This is a genomic window from Pseudomonas marginalis, assembly GCF_024169655.1.
Classification (GTDB): Bacteria; Pseudomonadota; Gammaproteobacteria; order Pseudomonadales; family Pseudomonadaceae; genus Aquipseudomonas; species Aquipseudomonas paraveronii.
Map to the genome: position 1 here is coordinate 2,477,461 of NZ_JALJWV010000001.1, position 14,106 is coordinate 2,491,566.

General features: G+C 61.4%; 14 protein-coding genes and 1 pseudogene. 9 read left to right on the top strand and 6 right to left on the bottom strand.

Annotated elements, in window-relative coordinates:
* Positions 1–4 precede the first annotated feature (4 nt).
* The 5 genes from J2Y83_RS11180 to J2Y83_RS11200 form a co-directional block, all read right to left on the bottom strand.
* Positions 5–1,120 (bottom strand): MDR/zinc-dependent alcohol dehydrogenase-like family protein, encoded by a 1,116-nt coding sequence (locus J2Y83_RS11180; protein WP_253395186.1) that lies wholly within the window; start codon positions 1,118–1,120, stop codon positions 5–7.
* 27 nt (positions 1,121–1,147) lie between these two features.
* The gene (locus J2Y83_RS11185) at positions 1,148–1,903 is read right to left on the bottom strand and encodes an SDR family oxidoreductase (RefSeq protein ID WP_253395188.1); all 756 of its coding nucleotides are present in this window, start codon (positions 1,901–1,903) and stop codon (positions 1,148–1,150) included.
* A 160-nt stretch (positions 1,904–2,063) separates the two neighbouring features.
* Complete coding sequence (locus J2Y83_RS11190) at positions 2,064–3,071, bottom strand: substrate-binding domain-containing protein (protein ID WP_253395190.1); 1,008 nt, start codon at positions 3,069–3,071, stop codon at positions 2,064–2,066.
* A 37-nt stretch (positions 3,072–3,108) separates the two neighbouring features.
* Positions 3,109–4,086, bottom strand: coding sequence for an ABC transporter permease (locus J2Y83_RS11195; protein ID WP_253395192.1), 978 nt, complete (start codon positions 4,084–4,086; stop codon positions 3,109–3,111).
* Positions 4,083–5,570 carry a sugar ABC transporter ATP-binding protein gene (locus J2Y83_RS11200; protein WP_253395194.1) on the bottom strand — a complete coding sequence of 496 codons (1,488 nt, stop codon included), beginning with the start codon at positions 5,568–5,570 and terminating at the stop codon, positions 4,083–4,085. The genes J2Y83_RS11195 and J2Y83_RS11200 overlap by 4 nt, the downstream gene beginning before the upstream one ends.
* Before the next feature lie 283 nt (positions 5,571–5,853).
* Between J2Y83_RS11200 and rpiB the strand changes: the two genes are divergently transcribed.
* The 3 genes and pseudogenes from rpiB to J2Y83_RS11215 all read left to right on the top strand — a co-directional run.
* The gene (rpiB, locus tag J2Y83_RS11205; RefSeq protein ID WP_247401295.1) at positions 5,854–6,315 is read left to right on the top strand and encodes a ribose 5-phosphate isomerase B; all 462 of its coding nucleotides are present in this window, start codon (positions 5,854–5,856) and stop codon (positions 6,313–6,315) included.
* Between the two features lie 63 nt (positions 6,316–6,378).
* Entirely contained in the window at positions 6,379–7,359 is a 981-nt protein-coding gene (locus J2Y83_RS11210; RefSeq protein ID WP_253395196.1) for a sugar-binding transcriptional regulator, read from the top strand.
* Positions 7,360–7,730: 371 nt separating this feature from the next.
* Positions 7,731–9,026 (top strand): annotated as a pseudogene (locus J2Y83_RS11215) (TerC family protein); the annotation flags it as partial.
* A gap of 44 nt (positions 9,027–9,070) precedes the next feature.
* Here J2Y83_RS11215 and J2Y83_RS11220 read toward each other — a convergent pair.
* The gene (locus tag J2Y83_RS11220) at positions 9,071–9,391 is read right to left on the bottom strand and encodes a thioredoxin family protein (RefSeq protein ID WP_253395197.1); all 321 of its coding nucleotides are present in this window, start codon (positions 9,389–9,391) and stop codon (positions 9,071–9,073) included.
* Positions 9,392–9,750: 359 nt separating this feature from the next.
* On the opposite strand from J2Y83_RS11220, the gene J2Y83_RS11225 reads away from it, so the two are divergent.
* From J2Y83_RS11225 to J2Y83_RS11250, 6 genes are all read left to right on the top strand, one after another.
* Entirely contained in the window at positions 9,751–10,599 is an 849-nt protein-coding gene (locus J2Y83_RS11225) for a transporter substrate-binding domain-containing protein (RefSeq protein ID WP_247401362.1), read from the top strand.
* 52 nt (positions 10,600–10,651) lie between these two features.
* Positions 10,652–11,314, top strand: coding sequence for an amino acid ABC transporter permease (locus tag J2Y83_RS11230; RefSeq protein WP_247401364.1), 663 nt, complete (start codon positions 10,652–10,654; stop codon positions 11,312–11,314).
* Between the two features lie 11 nt (positions 11,315–11,325).
* Positions 11,326–11,988, top strand: coding sequence for an amino acid ABC transporter permease (locus J2Y83_RS11235; protein ID WP_253395198.1), 663 nt, complete (start codon positions 11,326–11,328; stop codon positions 11,986–11,988).
* Positions 11,985–12,767: an amino acid ABC transporter ATP-binding protein gene (locus J2Y83_RS11240; protein WP_253395199.1), complete on the top strand. Its 783-nt coding sequence runs from the start codon at positions 11,985–11,987 to the stop codon at positions 12,765–12,767. Before J2Y83_RS11235 ends, J2Y83_RS11240 begins: the two co-directional genes overlap by 4 nt.
* A gap of 23 nt (positions 12,768–12,790) precedes the next feature.
* Positions 12,791–13,180 (top strand): RidA family protein, encoded by a 390-nt coding sequence (locus tag J2Y83_RS11245; protein WP_253395200.1) that lies wholly within the window; start codon positions 12,791–12,793, stop codon positions 13,178–13,180.
* Between the two features lie 152 nt (positions 13,181–13,332).
* Positions 13,333–14,097 (top strand): IclR family transcriptional regulator, encoded by a 765-nt coding sequence (locus tag J2Y83_RS11250; protein WP_253395201.1) that lies wholly within the window; start codon positions 13,333–13,335, stop codon positions 14,095–14,097.
* Positions 14,098–14,106 lie beyond the last annotated feature (9 nt).

Consider the following 14,106-nt stretch of genomic DNA (forward strand, 5'->3'; position numbering starts at 1 on the left):
GGGCTTAGGGTTCGAGTACGACCTTGAGTGACTTGTCGCCTCGCTCCATCACCGCAAACGCCTCCTTGAAGTCCGCCAGGGCAAATTTGTGGGTCACCACGTCACGCATGTCGATCTTGCGGTTGCCGATAAAGTCGATAGCGCGTGGGTACATGTACGGGCCCAGGTGCGAACCGAGGATGTCCAGTTCCTTGCGGTCGCCGATGATCGACCAATCCACCGTGGCCTCGTCGTTGAACACGCTGAACTCGACGAAGCGCCCGAGTTTGCGCAGCATCGCCAGGCCCTGGTTGACGGCCTTGTGATGACCGGTGGCCTCGATATAGATGTCGCAGCCGTAGCCCTCGGTCATCTCGCGAATCTTCGCCAGCACGTCCACCTCGGCCGGGTTCCACACTTCGTCGGCGCCCATGCGCAGGGCGAGGGCGGCGCGTTCGGGTTTCATGTCGAGCACGATCAGTTTTTTCGGATTGCGCAGGCGTACCGCGCCGATGATCCCCAGGCCCAGGGTGCCGGCGCCGGCGACCACCACCACGTCGTCGAAATCCACATTGGCGCGCTCCGCCGCGTGCAGCGAACAGGCCAGCGGTTCGATCAGGATCGCTTCGTCCGGCGCGATCGAGTCCGGCACCTTATGGATGATGCCTTCCTTGGTGAAGATCATGTACTGCGCCATGGCGCCTTGCACATTGTTCTGGAAGCCATACAGGTCGTGCTTCTGGCACATCCAGTACTGACCGTGGTTGCAGAAGCGGCAGCCCCAGCACGGCACGATCTGCTCCGAGATCACCCGGTCGCCGACGTTCACCCCGCGCTTTTCCGCGCCGGGGCCGAGAGCTACCACGCGACACACGAATTCGTGGCCGGGGATCATCGGCGGCTTGACGTAGCGCGGTTGCTCGGCGTCGCCCCAGAACGACGGGGCGCCGCGATAGGTCTTGATGTCGCCCATGCAAATGCCGCACAGCTCGACCTTGGTGAGGATTTCATCGGGGCCGGGAGTCGGCACGTCGACGGTTTCCAGACGGTAGTCTTCCGGGCCGTGGCAGACCACGGCCTGCATGGTTTTCGGGATGATCGGGGCGAGTTGCTCGGGCGTGCGTTCGGTAACGGTGGACATGACAAAACCTCACGACAAATAGATCAATTATTGAATGCTGTAGCCGCCGTCGATCACCATGTTGGCGCCGGTGATCATCTGCGCTGCGTCGCTGAGCAGGTACAACGCCAGCCCGGCGATTTCTTCCGGCTGGGCAAAGCGGCCCGCCGGGATCTGCAATTTGGCCCGCTCGCCGACTTCGCCGGCCCAGGCCTGCTTGCCCAGGGCGGTCTCGACGATGGTGGGGGAGATGGCGTTGACGTTGATCTGCGGCGCCCATTCCATGGCCAGTACCTTGGTCATGCCGACGATGGCCGCTTTGCTCGCGCAATACGCGACATGCCGGTCCAGGCCAATCACGGCGGCCTGGGAGGCCAGGTTGACGATGCGCCCGCCGCCCTGGACGAGCATGTGCCGGGCACAGGCCTGGGCGACGAAGAAGCTGGCCTTGAGGTTGATGTTGAGGGTGGTGTCCCAGGCGCTTTCGCTGACGTCGATGGCCTTGTCCAGCAAGGCCACGCCGGCGCTGTTGATCAGGTAATCGAGGCGTTGGAAGTGCTCGAAAACCCGGTCGACGCTGTGTTGCACCTGGCTGATCTGGCTGAGGTCGACGGCAATGCCCAGATGTTCGGCGCCGAGGCTGGCGGCCACGGCCACCACCGCCGGGTCGCGGTCCAGCAGCGCCACGCGTGCGCCGCGCTCCACCAGCAGGCTGGCGCAGGCCAGGCCGATGCCGGCAGCGCCGCCGGTGATCACCGCGCAACGGCCGCTGAGGTCGAAGGCTTGGTTCCAGAATCCAGACATGAATGACTCCTCTTTTAATAGCACTGGAGATTCAATGTGGGAGGGGGCTTGCCCCCGATGGCGGTGTGTCAGTCACCTGATCTATCACTGTTACACCGCTATCGGGGGCAAGCCCCCTCCCACACTGGCTCCCACACTTGAGTGTGTTTCAAGCCAATAGCTACTTGCCGCCGCTGACTTGTTGGTACAGCGCGTCGGCGTTGGCGTTGGTCACCGGTACCCACGGCAGGATGTAGCTCTTGGCGGTGCCGTCGGCCCATTTCACGTCCTTGGCATAGCGCTCCCAGATCACCGACTGCGGCTTGTAGTCCTTGCCGGCCAAGGCGCGCAGGGCCACGTCCAGCGCGCCTTGGGACTGGGCCTGGGCGTCCTGTAGGAAGGTGGTGACTTCGTCTTTCTTTGCCGCCTGGATCGCATCCGGCATGCCGTCGATCGAGGTGACGGGCACGTCCTTGGATGTCAGGCCGTGGGATTTCAGGGCCTGCACGGCGCCGAGGGCCATGTCGTCGTTCTGCGCGATCACGCCGTTGATGCCTTTGGGGTGAGCGTTGAGCCAGTCTTCGGTCAGCGCCAGGGCCTGGGCGCGGTCCCAGTTGGCGGTTTTTTTCTCGATGATTTTGATGCCTGGGTGTTTGCCGAGCACTTCCAGTTCGCCTTTTTCCCGGTCGATCTGTGCCGACTGGCCGATCGGGCCCTGGATGATCACCACGTTGCCCTTGCCGTTGAGCTTGTCGACCATGGCCTGGGCCTGCAGGCGGCCGCCTTCCACGTCATCGTTGCCCACGTAAGGCACGGCGGCGTCGGCGACTTTTGTATTGGACGCGATCACCACCACGTCGTTGCTCATGGCCTGCTTCACGGTGCCGACGCCGGCCTTGGTGTCGATGGGCACGAACAGAATCGCGTCGTAGCGCTGGGTCACCATGTTTTCGATCTGGTTGTTCTGCGTCAGGGCGTCGTAGTTGCCGTCGAACACGGTCAATTGCACGGTGCCGTCCTTGACCGCCGGGTGTTCCTTGAGCTCGCGGACCCAGTTCTGCATGAACTGACCCTTGAGGCCGTAGACGGCTGCGCCGACCTTGTAGGTCTTGCCGTCGGCGGCCAGGGCGATACTGCTGGCGAGCAGGGAGAGGGCCGCCACGGCAGCCAGGGTGGTACCAAGTTTCATGAGGGGAACTCCGTTATTGTTGTAGTAGGGTCGTTCTCTAGCGTTTTTTCTTGCGCCACACGTCGATCAGTACTGCAAACACGATAATCAGGCCCTTGGCGACCTGCTGGTAATAGGACGACACGCCGAGCAGGTTCAGCCCGTTGTTGATCACGCCGATCAGCAGCGCGCCGAACAGCGTGCCGACAATGCTGCCGGTGCCGCCCGACAGGCTGGTGCCGCCGATGACCACGGCGGCAATCGCGTCCAGCTCATAGGACGCCCCGGCCTGGGGCAGGGCGGAAGTGGTGCGCGCCGACAGCACCACGCCGGCCAGCCCGGCGAGCAGGCCCGAGACCACGTACACCGAAAACATCACCTTGCGCACGCCGATGCCGGAGGTGCGCGCGCTCTTTTCATTGCCGCCCACCGCGTACACATAGCGGCCGTAGGTGGTGTAGCGCAGGACCATCCAGAAGATCAGCGCGACCACGGCAAAGATGATGATGGGGATGCCGATCGGGCCGATCTTGCCGATACCCAGCGCCAGGTACGCGTCGGGCAGGTCGGTGATCGGGCTGCCGTCGTTGAGGATGAAGGTCATGCCCCGCGCAATGCTGAGCATGCCGAGGGTGGCCACGAACGGCGGGATCGACAGGTTGGCGACCATGAAGCCATTCACCACGCCGAGCATCGCCCCGGCGAACATCCCGGCGCTCACCGCCGCCAGCAGGCCGTAACCCTGGGTCGCGACCATGGCACTGCACAGGCCGGCAAACGCCAGGATCGAACCCACGGACAGGTCGATGCCCTTGGTCAGGATCACGTAGGTCATGCCCACGGCGAGGATGCCGTTGATGGAGGTCTGGCGCAGGATGTCCATCCAGTTGCGCCAGGTCATGAAGTATTCGCTGGAAAACGCCATCACCACGCACAGCAGGATAAACACCAGCGGCAGGCCGAAGCGGTCCAGGGACAAGCGCAGGCGGTGGCGCGGCGCGGCGGTGAGGGGGGAGGCAAGGGTTTTTGCGTTCATGAGGCAAGACTCAGCAAGGCTTCCTGGGAAAGGGCGGTGTCGGTGCTGATGGTCACCAGCCGGCCGCCTTTGAATACCGCGATGCGATCGCTCAAGTGCAGCAGTTCCGGCGCTTCCGACGACACCACGATGGCGGCGCCGCCGGCACGCACGAACTGGTCGAGCAGGTGGTAGATCTCCTGCTTGGCGCCTTCGTCGATGCCGCGAGTGGGCTCGTCGCACAGCAGGCACACCGGTTCGGTCGACAGGCATTTGGCGAGCACGACTTTCTGCTGGTTGCCGCCGCTCATGGAGGCCACCGGCAGCTCCAGGGAGGTGGTCTTGATCTGCAGGCGCTTGACCATGTCCTGGGCCAATTGGGTTTCCTTGCGTGCATTGATCAACGACCAGCTCGACAGGCGCTTGTAGGCCGACAGCGCAATGTTCGACAGAATGCTGCTGCTCAGCACCAGGCCGCTGTCTTTGCGGTCTTCGGTGACCAGCGACATACCGGCATCGATGGTCGCCTTGGGCAGCCCGATCGGCATGGGTTTGCCCTGCAGGGTGACGCTGCCGGAATCGGCCACCGTCAGCCCGTAGATGCAATTGAGGAACTCGCTGCGCCCCGAACCCATCAGGCCATAGATGCCCAGGATCTCGCCCTGGCGCAGTTGCAGGCTGATGTCGTGGAACTCGCCTTTACGGCTCAGGTTGTCGACCTGCAGGCAAGTGGCGGCGGCGCATTCGCGGCCGACCTTGTGGTCGATGCGCGTCAGTTCCTGGCCGACGATGCCGCGCACCAAGTGGTCGCGGTCGATATCCGCCATGCGCCCGCTTTCCACGAAGGCGCCGTCGCGGAAGATGCTGTAGTCATCGGCGATCTGCGCCAGTTCGCTCAAGCGGTGCGACACATACACGATGCCGGCGCCACGGGCGGTGAGGCGGCGGATCGCCTTGAACAGCGTCTGCGCTTCGTGCTCGCCGATGGCCGAGGTGGGTTCGTCCATGATCATCACCTGGCAGTCATGGCTGAATGCCTTGGCGATTTCCACCAGTTGGATTTGCGCCACGCTGAGGCGGTGCATCGGGCTGCTGGCGTCGACGTCGAACTCCAGGCTTTCGAGCAGCTCGCGGGTGCGCTGGTTCAGCGCTTTGTTGTCGACGATGCAGCCGGCGCGGCGTGGTTCGCGGCCCAGCCAGATATTTTCGGCGACGCTCATGTAGGGGATGGGTTCCAGCTCTTGGGTGATCATCGCGATCCCCGACGCCAGGGCTTCACTCGGGCGGTTGAACTGCACCGCTGTGCCGTTGAGCAGGATGGTACCGGCGTCACGCGCGGTGATGCCCATCAGAATGCTCAGGAACGTCGACTTGCCCGCGCCATTGCCGCCGCACAGCGCATGGACGCTGCCAGCCCGCAGAGAGAGGCGCCCGTCACGCAGGGCAGGGATACCGGCGTAAGCCTTGGCGACGTGTTCAGCCTGGAGCAGTAATGGCGTGGCCATCGGCGTGTCCTCGTGCTGTGAATTCTTATTAGGTCGCACAGTCATGTTTCGCTGTGAGCATATGTGTATCAAATGAAATTCTGATCAGTCAATCTCTTTCATGTAAAAGCTGTGATTCTCATCTTTAGCCTCAATAACGCCTTTTTAGACGGCTTTGACTGCCGGGTCAGTTAAATCATGCTTGACAGAGGGGGGTGGTTGCCCGCGAAATGCCTGAGCGAAATTTCAGTGAGTGATCATCTGATCAGTCATAAGCACGACCTCGGCAGCGGAGCCAGACGCCATGAACACACCTTTCCCGGTGGCTATCGGATGCGATGAAGCGGGTTTTGAGCTCAAAGAGTTGTTAAAGCGCCATATCGAGGCGCTGGGTCACCCGGTGACCGACTTCGGCACCCATTCCACCGCGCCAGTGCTCTATCCGGACATCGCGCTGGCCGTGGCCAATGCCATCAATGCCGGGCAGCAGCGCCTGGGCGTGCTGGTGTGCGGCACCGGGATCGGCATGGCTATCTCGGCGAACAAGGTGTTGGGGATTCGCGCGGCCCAGGCCCACGACACGTACTCGGCGGAGCGTGCGCGCAAGAGCAACGATGCGCAGATCCTGTCCATCGGCGCACGGGTGATCGGCGCGGAGCTGGCCAAGAGCATCGTCACCGCGTTCCTCGCGTCGGAGTTCGAGGCGGCGCGTTCCGGGGCCAAGGTCGAGCGCATCAATGCGATTGAGCGCGATGGGCATCAGTAGTAGACGTGGCGGGGCAAGAGTCGGGAGAATGCGCCTTTGACGCCGAAACGGAAGCCCGTCCCCATGAGTGACAGTACCCAGCGCATGGCCAGTGATATCGATCAGATGACCGAAGTGGCGATGCTCTATTACCTCGAGAACGTCACTCAGGAAGCCATCGCCAAGCGCTTTGACCTGTCGCGGGCAAAAGTCAGCCGCCTGCTCAAACGTGCGCGAGACGAGGGCATTGTCGAAGTGCGCGTGTTGCAGCACCCAGCGATGAACAATGAGCTGGAACGTGCCCTGGTGGAGCGCTTCAAGCTCGATCGCGCGCTGATCGCCGTCGACCACAGCGACCCCGACACCCAGCGCTCGGCCGTCGCCAGCCTGGTGGCCAATTACCTGAACAAGACGTTGAGCGACGGCATGATTGTCGCCGTGGGCATGGGCCGTAACGTTGGCGCGGTGGCTGATAACGTGTTCCTGCCGGTGACGCGCAATTGCACATTTGTCTGCGCCATCGGCGGTTCGCTCAAGGCCGGCGAATACATGAACCCCGACCATATCTGCCGGCGCCTGGCCCTGCGCTTTGGCGGCGAGAGTGAAAGTCTGTACGCGCCGGCCTTGGTGGCCAACCCGGAACTGCGCGGCGTGCTGATCAATAACGACACGGTGCGCTCGACCCTCGATCGCGCGCGGCGGGCGGACATTGCGCTGATCGGTATTGGCGACATGAGCGAGAACAGCAATATGGTGCGTATGGGCTGGTTCTCGCCCCAGGAAATTGCCCAGGCGCGGTTGTCCGGCACGGTGGGCGACATGATGGGGTATGACTTTATCGATATCCACGGGCAGCCGGCGGTCAACGCCATTCAGGGGCGGGTGATCGGGCTGACGGTACAGGAGTTGTTTCGGATTCCGGATGTGGTGGCGATTGCCAGTGAGAACACCAAGGCGGCGGCGACGCTGGGGGCGTTGCGGTCGGGGGTGATCAATACCCTCGCGACTACGGTCACTAATGCTCATACCATATTGGCGCTGGATGAAGCGACCAGAAAGTCCTGATTCAACATGGCTCAAAATGTGGGAGGGGGCTTGCCCCCGATAGCGGTCTTTCAGATAAATATATGCTGGCTGATACACTGCCATCGGGGGCAAGCCCCCTCCCACATGGTGTGTGTGGGCTTTGGGGACAGGTTTTGTAATGGTTTTGTGTTGTAGGGAATTTGGGTTTCGACTGTAGGATTCAAGTCCTTTTGTTAATTCAGGACGTGCATGAACATCCTCTCGGAGCCCCCCAGTCGTCTTTCCCCAAGACAACCGCTGCTGCTGTTCCCGCTGAAGCACCCCGTATTCCAACTGCTAACCCTGTCCCGGTCCCCTGACCGCGCTTTGCCGTGCCCGGCATTCTGAACACCGATAAAGAGACTCTATAAATGGAATGGTTAGCGGACCCCACGGCCTGGCTCGGCCTGTTGACGTTGATTGTGTTGGAACTGGTGCTGGGTATCGACAACCTGGTGTTTATCGCGATCCTGGCGGACAAGTTGCCGCCGGAGCAGCGCGACCGTGCGCGGTTGATCGGCTTGTCCCTGGCTTTGCTGATGCGCCTGGGCTTGCTGGCGAGTATTTCCTGGTTGGTGACCCTCACCCAGCCGTTGTTCGAGGTGTTCGACAAGAGCTTCTCCGGGCGTGACCTGATCATGCTGTTTGGCGGTGTGTTCCTGCTGTTCAAGGCCACCATGGAATTGCATGAACGCCTTGAAGGCCATGTGGCGCAACGCTCGGGCAATGTGGCCTATGCGATGTTCTGGCCGATCGTCGCGCAGATCGTGGTGCTCGACGCGGTGTTCTCCCTCGACGCGGTGATTACCGCCGTGGGCATGGTCGATGAGCTGGCGGTGATGATGATCGCGGTGATCATTTCCATCGGCCTGATGATTGTCGCGAGCAAGCCGCTGACCCGTTTCGTCAATGCGCACCCGACGGTGATCATGCTGTGTCTGGGCTTTTTGATGATGATCGGTTTCGCCCTGACCGCCGAAGGCTTGGGCTTCCACATTCCGAAGGGCTACCTGTACGCGGCGATTGGTTTCTCGATCCTGATCGAGGTGTTCAACCAGATTGCCCGGGCTCGGCGCAAGAAGGTCGCGCAAGGCGTATTGCCCATGCGTGAGCGCACCGCCCATGCGGTGATGCGCTTGCTCGGTGGTCGCAGCCTGGCAGAGGAAGAGGTGAGCGAAGAGGTGACCGACCTGTTGGGTGAGCCGGATGTGACTCAGGGCCCGCTATTTGACCGGCGTGAGCGGGTGATGATCAGCGGCGTGCTGCAACTGGCCGAGCGGCCGATCCGCACTTTGATGACGCCACGGGCCAAGGTCGACTTTATCGACTTGGCGGACGATCTCGACACTATCCGCCTAAAACTGATGCATTCGTCCTACTCGCGGCTGCCGTTGATCCGCAACGGCGCTGTCGATGAGCCATTAGGTTTTGTACAAAAAAAGGAGTTGCTCAAGGAATACCTGGCCGGCAACGAACTGAACCTTGAGCACCTGGCGCGCCGGGCGATCAACCTGCTGCAGAGCTGCTCGATCCTCAACGCCCTGGAGCAGATGCGCCAGGCCTCGACCCACATCGCCTTCGTGATCAACGAGCGCGGTGATTTCATCGGCGTGTTGAGCATGACCGACATCCTTGAGTCCATCGCCGGTGAATTGCCGGATGCCACGGGGCATGCAGGTTTTCCGGGGGCCGTTGCCACCGGCGTAACCGCCTAGGCTCGGGTGTACTGCTCGAAGGCTTTTTCCAGCGCGTCTTCGCGAAGGCCGGGCAGGGCGTCGAGCAGTACCTGGTCGCGGTAGATCAGCAGCATCGGGATGCGGTCGACGCGCGGATGTTTGGGCGTGTTGATGCAGTCAAGGATCAAGACTTTGACCTGGCCCTTGTAACGCTCGCTGATTTGCAGGAACCGCGGCATCGCGTCACTGCACGCGGTGCAGGCATGTGACATGAACACGATAAACACAGGCTGTGGGGTATCCAGTTCCCGTTCAAACGCAGCCTTGTCCTCAACCACGGCGTTGACATAGTTCATGAGGGCTTCTCCCGGTTGCTCATGTGCTTACGCTAGGTGGGGAGATCACCTACGTCTACTGTCAATCTTCACAGGTCACTCCCGGTTCAAGGTGTGGGAGCGCGATAAAGGTGCACGGTAACGCCAGGGCGGTGCGCTCATGTGGACGTGTCACGGGGTGTGGGGCCTTGGGTAGCAAAGGGGTCGCCGCTACTCGCGTTACGCCGTATGCCGCATCAATATGTATGCCGCTGATTTAAAACGACTTTATTCCCAGCGTATTTTTCCATTACCGCGTATGGCACACTTTCTGCTGTCTATTCCGTTGTTACATACCAAGTTCCGGTATAGCGGAATACACAACTCCTGGAGTGCTTGTCATGCATCACCGACCTTCCGTGTTCAAAGCGTGTGTTTTTCTCTTCGCCGCATCGGCTTCCCTCGCAAGCACTGTGCAGGCGGCGGGCAGCAAGCTCGATGATGTGCTCAAGCGTGGGCATCTGGTCGTGGGTACCGGCAGTACCAATGCGCCGTGGCACTTCCAGGGAGCGGATGGCAAGTTGCAGGGGTTCGATATCGACATCGGTCGCATTGTGGCCAAGGGCTTGTTCAACGACCCAAGCAAGGTCGAGTTTGTGGTGCAGTCGTCCGACGCACGGATTCCCAACCTGCTGACCGATAAGGTCGACATGAGTTGCCAGTTCATTACCGTCACCGCCAGCCGAGCGCAGCAGGTGGCGTTTACCCTGCCGTACTACCGCGAAGGCGTCGGCCTGCTGCTGCCGAACAACAGCAAATACAAGGAAATTGAAGACCTGCAAGCCGCTGGCGACGGCGTCACCGTGGCCGTGCTGCAAAACGTGTACGCCGAAGAACTGGTACACCAGGCGCTGCCCAAGGCCAAGGTCGACCAGTACGACAGCGTTGACCTGATGTACCAGGCGGTGAACTCCGGCCGCGCCGATGCCGCCGCCACCGACCAGTCTTCGGTCAAATACCTGATGGTGCAGAACCCTGGGCGCTACCGCAGCCCGGCTTACGCCTGGAGCCCGCAAACCTACGCGTGCGCGGTCAAGCGCGGCGACCAGGATTGGCTGAATTTCGTCAATACCGCGCTGCATGAAGCCATGACCGGTGTGGAATTTCCCACCTACAAGGCCTCGTTCAAGCAATGGTTCGGTGTCGACCTGCCGGAGCCTGCGATCGGTTTCCCCGTCGAGTTCAAGTGATTCGTGAAAATCGGGGCGCCGCGAACGGCGTCCCCATCAGGTACTGTCGACCATGAACTATCAGTTGAACTTTGCCGCCGTGTGGCGCGACTTCGACACCTTGCTGGCGGGGTTGTGGCTGGGCCTCGAACTGGCGCTGCTGTCGATCGCCATCGGTTGCGTGATCGGCCTGCTGATGGCGTTTGCCATGCTGTCCAGACACCGCGCGTTGCGCATGTTGGCCTCGGTGTATGTGACGGTGGTGCGCAATACGCCGATCCTGGTGCTGATCCTGTTGATCTACTTTGCGTTGCCGAGCCTGGGCATCCGCCTGGACAAGATCCCTTCGTTCATCATCACCCTGTCGCTGTACGCCGGCGCCTACCTGACCGAAGTGTTCCGCGCCGGGCTGTTGAATATTCCCAAGGGCTTGCGCGAAGCCGGGCTGGCCATCGGCCTTGGCGAGTGGCGCATCCGCGCTTATATCACCGTGCCGGTGATGCTGCGCAACGTACTGCCGGCGCTGTCGAACAACTTCATTTCGCTGTTCAAGGACACCTCGCTGGCGGCTGCGATCGCGGTGCCGGAGCTGACTTATTACGCCCGCAAGATCAACGTCGAAAGCTACCGGGTGATTGAAACCTGGCTGGTCACGACCGCGCTCTACGTGGCCGCCTGTTACCTGATCGCCATGCTGCTCCGTTACCTGGAACAGCGTCTGGCGATCCGTCGTTAGAAGAGGCTCGCATGTACCAATCCCCCAGCTGGCTGCATGAGTTGTGGATCGCCCGGGACACCCTCTGGGCGGGGTTCCAGGCCAGCGTGTATGTCTCGGCGCTGGCGATTAGCTTCGGCACCCTGATCGGCATCGTCGCCGGGTTGATCCTGACCTACGGCAGATTCTGGATGCGCGCGCCGTTTCGCCTGTATGTCGACCTGATCCGTGGCACGCCGGTGTTTGTGCTGGTGCTGGCGTGTTTCTACATGCTGCCGGCGCTCGGTTGGCAGATCAGCGCGTTCCAGGCCGGTGCGGTCGGGCTGACGCTGTTCTGCGGCTCCCACGTCGCGGAGATCGTGCGCGGCGCGCTGCAAGCCATTCCCCGTGGGCAAATGGAAGCGGGCAAGGCGATTGGCCTGACGTTCTACCAGACCCTGGGCTACGTGCTGCTACCCCAGGCGCTGCGGCAGATCCTGCCGACCTGGGTCAATTCCTCCACGGAAATCGTCAAGGCCTCGACCCTGCTCTCGGTGATCGGCGTCGCCGAGTTGCTGCTCAGCACCCAGCAAGTGATTGCGCGCACCTTCATGACCCTGGAGTTCTACCTGTTCGCCGGTTTTTTGTTTTTTGTCATCAACTACGCCATCGAGTTATTCGGGCGCTACATTGAAAAGCGGGTGGCCTTGCCATGAACCAACCTCAAACGACCCAACCGCTGCTGGACATTCGCGGCCTGCGTAAACAATACGGCCCGGTGGAGGTGCTCAAGGGCGTCGACCTGGCCATGCAGCGCGGCAACGTGGTGACGTTGATCGGCTCCAGCGGCTCGGGCAAGACCACGCTGCTGCGCTGCGTCAATCTGCTGGAAAAATTCCAGGGCGGGCAGATCACCCTGGACGGCGAGTCCATTGGCTACAGCGACATCGCCGGCAAGCGCGTGCGCCACCCGGAGCGGGTGATCGCCCAGCACCGCGCCATGACCGGCATGGCCTTCCAGCAGTTCAATCTGTTCCCGCACCTGACGGCGCTGCAGAACGTCACCTTGGGCTTGTTGAAAGTTAAGAAAATGCCTAAGGACGAAGCCGTGGCTTTGGCGGAAAAATGGTTGGACCGTGTAGGACTCCTGGAGCGCCGCAATCACTTCCCCGGCCAGTTGTCCGGCGGCCAGCAACAGCGCGTGGCCATCGCCCGTGCGATTGCGATGAACCCGAGCCTGATGCTGTTCGACGAAGTCACCTCGGCCCTCGACCCCGAACTGGTGGGCGAAGTGCTCAGCGTGATCAAGGGCCTGGCGGAAGAGGGCATGACCATGTTGTTGGTGACGCATGAGATGCGCTTTGCCTACGAAGTCTCGGACAAAATCGTCTTCATGAACCAGGGCCGTATTGAAGAACAGGGCTCGGCGAAGGACATCTTCGAACGCCCGCAGTCGCCGCGCCTGGCGGAATTCCTGAAGAACATTCGTTTTTAACTGTCAGTCAAGGAGCACTATTTATGAGCATTACGCGTTACGGCACCGGCAGCACCGCCGGTGGTGGCCAGCCCCGTCCTTTCGCCCGCGCGGTGGAAGCGGACGGCTGGCTCTACGTCTCGGGCCAGGTGCCGGCGGTGGACGGTGAAATCATCAACGGCGGCATCGTCGAGCAAACCCGCCAGACCATGCGCAACGTGGTGGCGATTCTCGAAGAGGCCGGCTATGAGTTGAAAGACGTAGTGCGCGTCGGCGTATGGTTGGAAGACCCGCGGGATTTCTGGAGTTTCAACAAAGTCTTCGGCGAATACTTCAGCCCCGAACACGCCCCGGCACGCGCCTGCGTGCAGGCCAACATGATGGTGGATTGCAAGGTCGAGATCGATTGCGTGGCCTACAAGAAAAAGGGCTAAATGCCCCACTCTCAAAACCCCATCAAATCCAATGTGGGAGGGGGCTTGCCCCCGATAGCGGTGTATCAGCAACAGATGTGTCTAATGGCACACCGCCATCGGGGGCAAGCCCCCTCCCACAAGGGATCACCTTTCAGCGGACCGAAACTCCCATGACCGAAGACACCATCAAACGCCGCGCCAAAGGCCTGGACCGTGCATTCGACATCCTCGACTTCCTCAAGGAAATCGGCCAGCCCCTGCGCCCGAATGATATTGCCAGCGGCATCGGCAGCCCCAAGTCCACGGTCTACGAGTTGGTCGCCTCCTTGCTGGAACGCCGCATCCTGGAAACCGTGGGCAAGGACGGGCACGTCTACCTCGGCCGCCAGCTGTACTTCCTCGGTCAAGCGCACCTGCGCCATTTTGACCTGACCCGCGAGGCCGACCATGCCTTGCAGGCGATCGTCAGCCAGACCCACGAAACCGCGCAGATGTGCCTGCTCAACGGGCGCAAATACACGGTGGCGCTGATGCGTGAAGGCGAGCGGCATTTCCGGATTTCCTCGGACATCGGTGAAAACGCACCGATCCCGTGGACCGCGTCCGGGCGCCTGTTACTGGGGCACTTGAGCGACCAGCAGATCATCGACCTGATCGACCCTGACGACTTCATCCTGCCGGACGGCCAGCGCTTGCCGCTGGAGACTTTCCTCGCGCAGATCCGTCAGGCCAGCGTCGAGGGCTTCTTTTCCTTCGACAGCGTGGCCGACACCTTTACCCATTGCTTTGCCGCCCCGGTCCGGGACGCGCAGGGCGTGAGCATTGCGACCCTGTGCATCGTCGCCCCCCGCGCCGATGCCAGTAAAAACTACAATGACTACCGCCGGGTGTTGATCGAAAGCGCCAACAACCTGGCCCGTCGCATCAACGAATAGGAGCTTTCC

Excerpts from the sequence above, each read along its gene's own strand:
- J2Y83_RS11180 (WP_253395186.1), bottom strand. The coding sequence starts at position 1,120 with ATGTCCACCGTTACCGAACGCACGCCCGAGCAACTCGCCCCGATCATC.
- J2Y83_RS11185 (WP_253395188.1), bottom strand. The coding sequence starts at position 1,903 with ATGTCTGGATTCTGGAACCAAGCCTTCGACCTCAGCGGCCGTTGCGCG.
- J2Y83_RS11190 (WP_253395190.1), bottom strand. The coding sequence starts at position 3,071 with ATGAAACTTGGTACCACCCTGGCTGCCGTGGCGGCCCTCTCCCTGCTC.
- J2Y83_RS11195 (WP_253395192.1), bottom strand. The coding sequence starts at position 4,086 with ATGAACGCAAAAACCCTTGCCTCCCCCCTCACCGCCGCGCCGCGCCAC.
- J2Y83_RS11200 (WP_253395194.1), bottom strand. The coding sequence starts at position 5,570 with ATGGCCACGCCATTACTGCTCCAGGCTGAACACGTCGCCAAGGCTTAC.
- rpiB (WP_247401295.1), top strand. The coding sequence starts at position 5,854 with ATGAACACACCTTTCCCGGTGGCTATCGGATGCGATGAAGCGGGTTTT.
- J2Y83_RS11210 (WP_253395196.1), top strand. The coding sequence starts at position 6,379 with ATGAGTGACAGTACCCAGCGCATGGCCAGTGATATCGATCAGATGACC.
- J2Y83_RS11220 (WP_253395197.1), bottom strand. The coding sequence starts at position 9,391 with ATGAACTATGTCAACGCCGTGGTTGAGGACAAGGCTGCGTTTGAACGG.
- J2Y83_RS11225 (WP_247401362.1), top strand. The coding sequence starts at position 9,751 with ATGCATCACCGACCTTCCGTGTTCAAAGCGTGTGTTTTTCTCTTCGCC.
- J2Y83_RS11230 (WP_247401364.1), top strand. The coding sequence starts at position 10,652 with ATGAACTATCAGTTGAACTTTGCCGCCGTGTGGCGCGACTTCGACACC.
- J2Y83_RS11235 (WP_253395198.1), top strand. The coding sequence starts at position 11,326 with ATGTACCAATCCCCCAGCTGGCTGCATGAGTTGTGGATCGCCCGGGAC.
- J2Y83_RS11240 (WP_253395199.1), top strand. The coding sequence starts at position 11,985 with ATGAACCAACCTCAAACGACCCAACCGCTGCTGGACATTCGCGGCCTG.
- J2Y83_RS11245 (WP_253395200.1), top strand. The coding sequence starts at position 12,791 with ATGAGCATTACGCGTTACGGCACCGGCAGCACCGCCGGTGGTGGCCAG.
- J2Y83_RS11250 (WP_253395201.1), top strand. The coding sequence starts at position 13,333 with ATGACCGAAGACACCATCAAACGCCGCGCCAAAGGCCTGGACCGTGCA.